Source organism: Rickettsiales bacterium (assembly GCA_029252805.1).
Taxonomy (GTDB): Bacteria; Pseudomonadota; Alphaproteobacteria; order Rickettsiales; family JALZUV01; genus JALZUV01.
The window spans coordinates 1-4085 of sequence record JAQXAR010000019.1; the positions used below are offsets into that span (position 1 = coordinate 1).

5 protein-coding genes are annotated in these 4085 nt (G+C 45.4%); all 5 read left to right on the forward strand.

Going from position 1 to position 4085, the window contains the following annotated elements; genetic code table 11:
• Positions 1–526, forward strand: a 526-nt coding sequence (locus tag P8P30_04085; GenBank protein ID MDG1286727.1) for a plasmid partitioning protein RepB C-terminal domain-containing protein, incomplete at its 5' end; no start/stop codon positions are given.
• Between the two features lie 325 nt (positions 527–851).
• Complete coding sequence (locus P8P30_04090) at positions 852–1526, forward strand: response regulator transcription factor (GenBank protein MDG1286728.1); 675 nt, start codon at positions 852–854, stop codon at positions 1524–1526.
• Positions 1527–1560: 34 nt separating this feature from the next.
• Positions 1561–2847, forward strand: a complete 1287-nt coding sequence (locus tag P8P30_04095) for a HAMP domain-containing sensor histidine kinase (protein MDG1286729.1) — start codon at positions 1561–1563, stop codon at positions 2845–2847.
• An 88-nt stretch (positions 2848–2935) separates the two neighbouring features.
• The gene (locus P8P30_04100) at positions 2936–3580 is read left to right on the forward strand and encodes a heme-binding protein (protein ID MDG1286730.1); all 645 of its coding nucleotides are present in this window, start codon (positions 2936–2938) and stop codon (positions 3578–3580) included.
• An 8-nt stretch (positions 3581–3588) separates the two neighbouring features.
• Complete coding sequence (locus P8P30_04105; protein ID MDG1286731.1) at positions 3589–3981, forward strand: NAD(P)-binding protein; 393 nt, start codon at positions 3589–3591, stop codon at positions 3979–3981.
• The last annotated feature ends 104 nt before the right edge of the window (positions 3982–4085 follow it).

The following is a 4085-nucleotide window of genomic DNA, read 5'->3' on the forward strand; positions in this document are numbered from 1 at the left end:
AGACAAAATTGCGATTGCACTCAATCTTGATGTGAAAAGCATTATCATGAAGCGTAACCTTTTGAAGGGCATTTGTGATGAAGCGGCAGAAATTCTTAAAGATAAGATTGTTCCGGGTAGTGTTTTTAGTGTGCTCAAGCATATGAAGGCACTGCGTCAAGTAGAAGCCGCCACACTCATGGTCGATGCTAATAGCTTCAATGCGACTTATGCCAAAGCAATTCTCGGCAGCACACCCAAAGACCAGCTTAAGAACCCTGAGAAGCCAAAACGCATCAAAGGATTAACGCCTGAACAAATGACACGCATGGAAAATGAGATGGCTACCTTGCAGCGGGAATATAAGCTCATTGAGGAAGGGTACGGAATTGATGTGCTCAACCTTACTTTTGCTAAAGGCTATTTGAGCAACCTGTTAGATAATCCGCGTATCACGCGGTATTTGAGTAAACATCATCCAAATATCCTAACTGAGTTCCAAAGAGTCACTGAAATATCGTCGTTGAATGATGAGGCAGCGGCGTAACTGAAGCAGGGTTTGGATTAATATTGGACCAAACTAACGGAGACCGGGATCCAAAAGCGCCGGGACCATGGGAGAAGCCATCTGGTACATACCAGATACGGCGCAAGCATGGTGGTGGGAATGACGGCGATCCCGTTCACAGCCCACTAGGCCAGTTTGAGTTATCACCGGCTAAATATATATCTTAGCATTGCACCAGCTGGCAGCTTCAGGCCAGTAACGTGCTTTTATAGAATAAATAGATTAACGCTATATATAGCGACTCACTAAAATTCTGCTATAGACTGGTAACGGAAAATAATTAAGAAGTTTTGAAATAATTCGTATGAAAATGTTGCTGATCGAAGACGATACTCAGGTGCAGGCCTATATCGCAAAAGGATTGAAAGAAGCCGGACATACCGTGGATGTATCAGGTGATGGCAAAGAAGGATTATTTCTGGCTACAACTGAGCAATATGATGTGATGATTTTGGATCGGATGCTGCCATCACTGGATGGACTAACTATTTTAAAAACACTTCAGGGCTCAGAGAATCAAACGCCTGTCATTATTTTGAGTGCATTGGGGGAAGTTGATGATCGGGTCAAAGGCTTGCGTGCGGGTGGCGATGATTATCTAGTGAAACCTTTTGCCTTTGCCGAACTGATGGCACGAGTCGAAGTATTAGGAAGACGGAATCAATCGGGAAACTCTAGTCAGGTAACAGCGCTCTCTGTATCAGATTTAAAAGTAGATTTGTTATCACGAAAGGTAACGCGGGCAGATGAAGGTGTCGATCTACAAACCCGCGAGTTTAACCTGCTGGAATACCTGCTGCGCCATAAAGGCCAGATTGTCACTCGCACGATGTTGCTGGAGGCGGTTTGGAACTATCACTTCGATCCGCAAACCAATGTGATTGATGTGCATATCAGCCGGTTGCGCAAGAAAATCGGCGATAAAGAAGGTAAACTTATTCAGACGGTACGCGGTGCAGGCTATATCATCGAAGATTAAAGCCACTCGCTATACGCAAAGTTCCAGCTTCAAGATGGCTGTGCTTTTCACGGTGCTGCTGACGGGTTGCGGGATGATTTTGGGATGGCTACTTTATGATTTTGGTCAGCGGAATTTTATTCGCGAGACCGAAGCAGCCATTGATTCTGAAATTGCCAACACCTTGCTCGCCACGGAAGCACTCTCAAAAGAAGAGCGCATTGCCTTCATTGCCATAAAGACAGAACAACGCCCCCATCCGCTTTACCTCTACCAGAATACTGGGGGAAAAAAGCTGGCAGGTAATCTACCGCAAGTACCACAGCAGGTAGAGCGTATCGCAGAAGGCTTAATTGGATTCGAAAGTGAGAAACATCATCTCGCTGCTAAAATACATACCTTTAATGATGGTAGTAGATTATTGGTTGCCCGCAATATTGACGATATCCTTGCCAGCCATGAGCGCTTGAAGTGGCTAAGCATGCTGATGGCACTGTTCATGCTCATCGTAATCGGGGTGAGCTTTGTGATTAGTTTTTTTGTGGTGAGCCGCATTAACCGCATTGGTGGCATTGCCAGTCAAATTATTGAAACCGGTGATTTAAGCCGCCGCGTACCCATTGATTCTAACTGGGATGATTTGAGTAACCTAGGTGAAGCGTTGAACATCCTGCTCAAACGAATAGACGAGCTAATGCAGGACATTCGCGGTGTCGCCGATAATATTGCTCATGACTTACGCACACCCCTGACACGTCTTCGCAATCAACTGGAAGAGTTGCGAGAGAAACCCGTCACAGAGAAAGAGAAAACCGCACTCTTGGATGAAGTCGATGGCCTGCTTTCTACCTTTAACGCATTACTCAGAATTGCCAATATCGAGAAAGGAGAACGCCACCAGAGTTTTGAAGCGTTAGACCTAAAACAATTACTGCAAGACGTAGTCGAGCTTTATGAACCACTGGCAGAAGAGAAGGAACTATCCATTAACACCCGTCTTTGCGATGTGGCATTATTTTCTGGTGACCGTGATTTGCTGTTCCAACTTTTTGCAAATCTGCTGGATAATGCCATTAAGTTCTCACCTGAGAAGAGTGCAATAGAGATTGAATTAAAAGCGCCTGACAACGGGACTATCATCACCATTGCCGATCATGGTATTGGGATTAGCGAGCAAGAACGCGAGAAAGTGTTTGATCGTTTCTATCGCTCGGATCAAAGTCGTCATGAGGCTGGCAGTGGCTTAGGGCTTAGCCTCGTAAAAGCGGCACTAGCACTTCACAAAGGCAACATCGCACTAGAAGACAACCAACCTGGCCTACGGGTGGTGGTACGACTGTAACCTTACCAATTTGTCATCTTTGTGCAAACTGCAGGCAATGCTGCAGCAGCTATGTTGGTGGTTATGACAATGCAGCAGGAGTATCAAAATGATCAAAATAACGTTAGCCAGCCTTATCGTGCTGGTAAGTCTGACAGGATGCAATGTGACAGGTAAGGGATATGAAGAACCACGTTACTCGGCAGTAAAAACACTCTCCCAAGAGCCGGATATTAAAATACGTCGTTATGCGCCAATGATTGTGGCAGAGGTAACGACCAGCGGTGATATGAAAGAAAGTACTAGCAGTGGGTTTCGCCCTTTAGCGGATTATATCTTCGGCAATAATCTGGCGCAAGAATCGATGGATATGACCGTGCCGGTCAGCCAGCAAGCGAGTGAAAAAATGGCAATGACCGTACCAGTAAGCCAGCAACAAGAAGCAGACGACCAATGGAATGTACGCTTTTATATGTCAGATGAGTACACGCTAAAAAGTCTTCCTAAGCCCAATAATGAAGCCGTTAGCCTGCGCGAAATTGCAGGGCATGACGCCGCCGTGCTTCAATTCTCGGGAAGTTCCAGCGCCAGCAATATGATGGAACATAAACAACTGTTGGAAACCTATTTGGCAAAGCAAAATATTGTGACGGATGGTCCTGCAGTTTATGCTTATTATAATCATCCTTTTACGCCTTGGTTTTTGAAGCGAAACGAGGTTATGCTTAAACTTAAACAACCGATTCCCGAGTGAAATAGAGCATGAAAATCGCCATTATAGGAACGGGAATCTCAGGCTTAAGCTCGGCTTACCTACTGTACCCGCATCACGATATTACCGTTTACGAAAAGAATGAAGTGCTCGGCGGACACAGTCGCACCATCGAGGTGGAAGTACCGGAAGGTAAAGTGCCAGTGGATACCGGTTTTATCGTATTCAATCATCGCAACTATCCCCTGCTAACGGGATTATTTGAGCATTTACAAGTACCGACGGCCAAAAGCGATATGTCCTTTGGGGTAAGCGTTGATAATGGCTGGCTGGAATATGGTACGCAGCACTTAAGCGATATGTTCGCGCAAAAACGCAATCTACTGCGCCCGGCCTACTGGAAGATGGTTCGCGATATTTTACATTTCGGGGCTGACACCTAATAATATTCTTTGAGCAACTTTTTCAGGTCTGCCAGTAAGTCACTTGGTGTGCCCATATTAAACCTCCACTCACATTCTTTCAAGAACAGATTAAAATGCTCTTT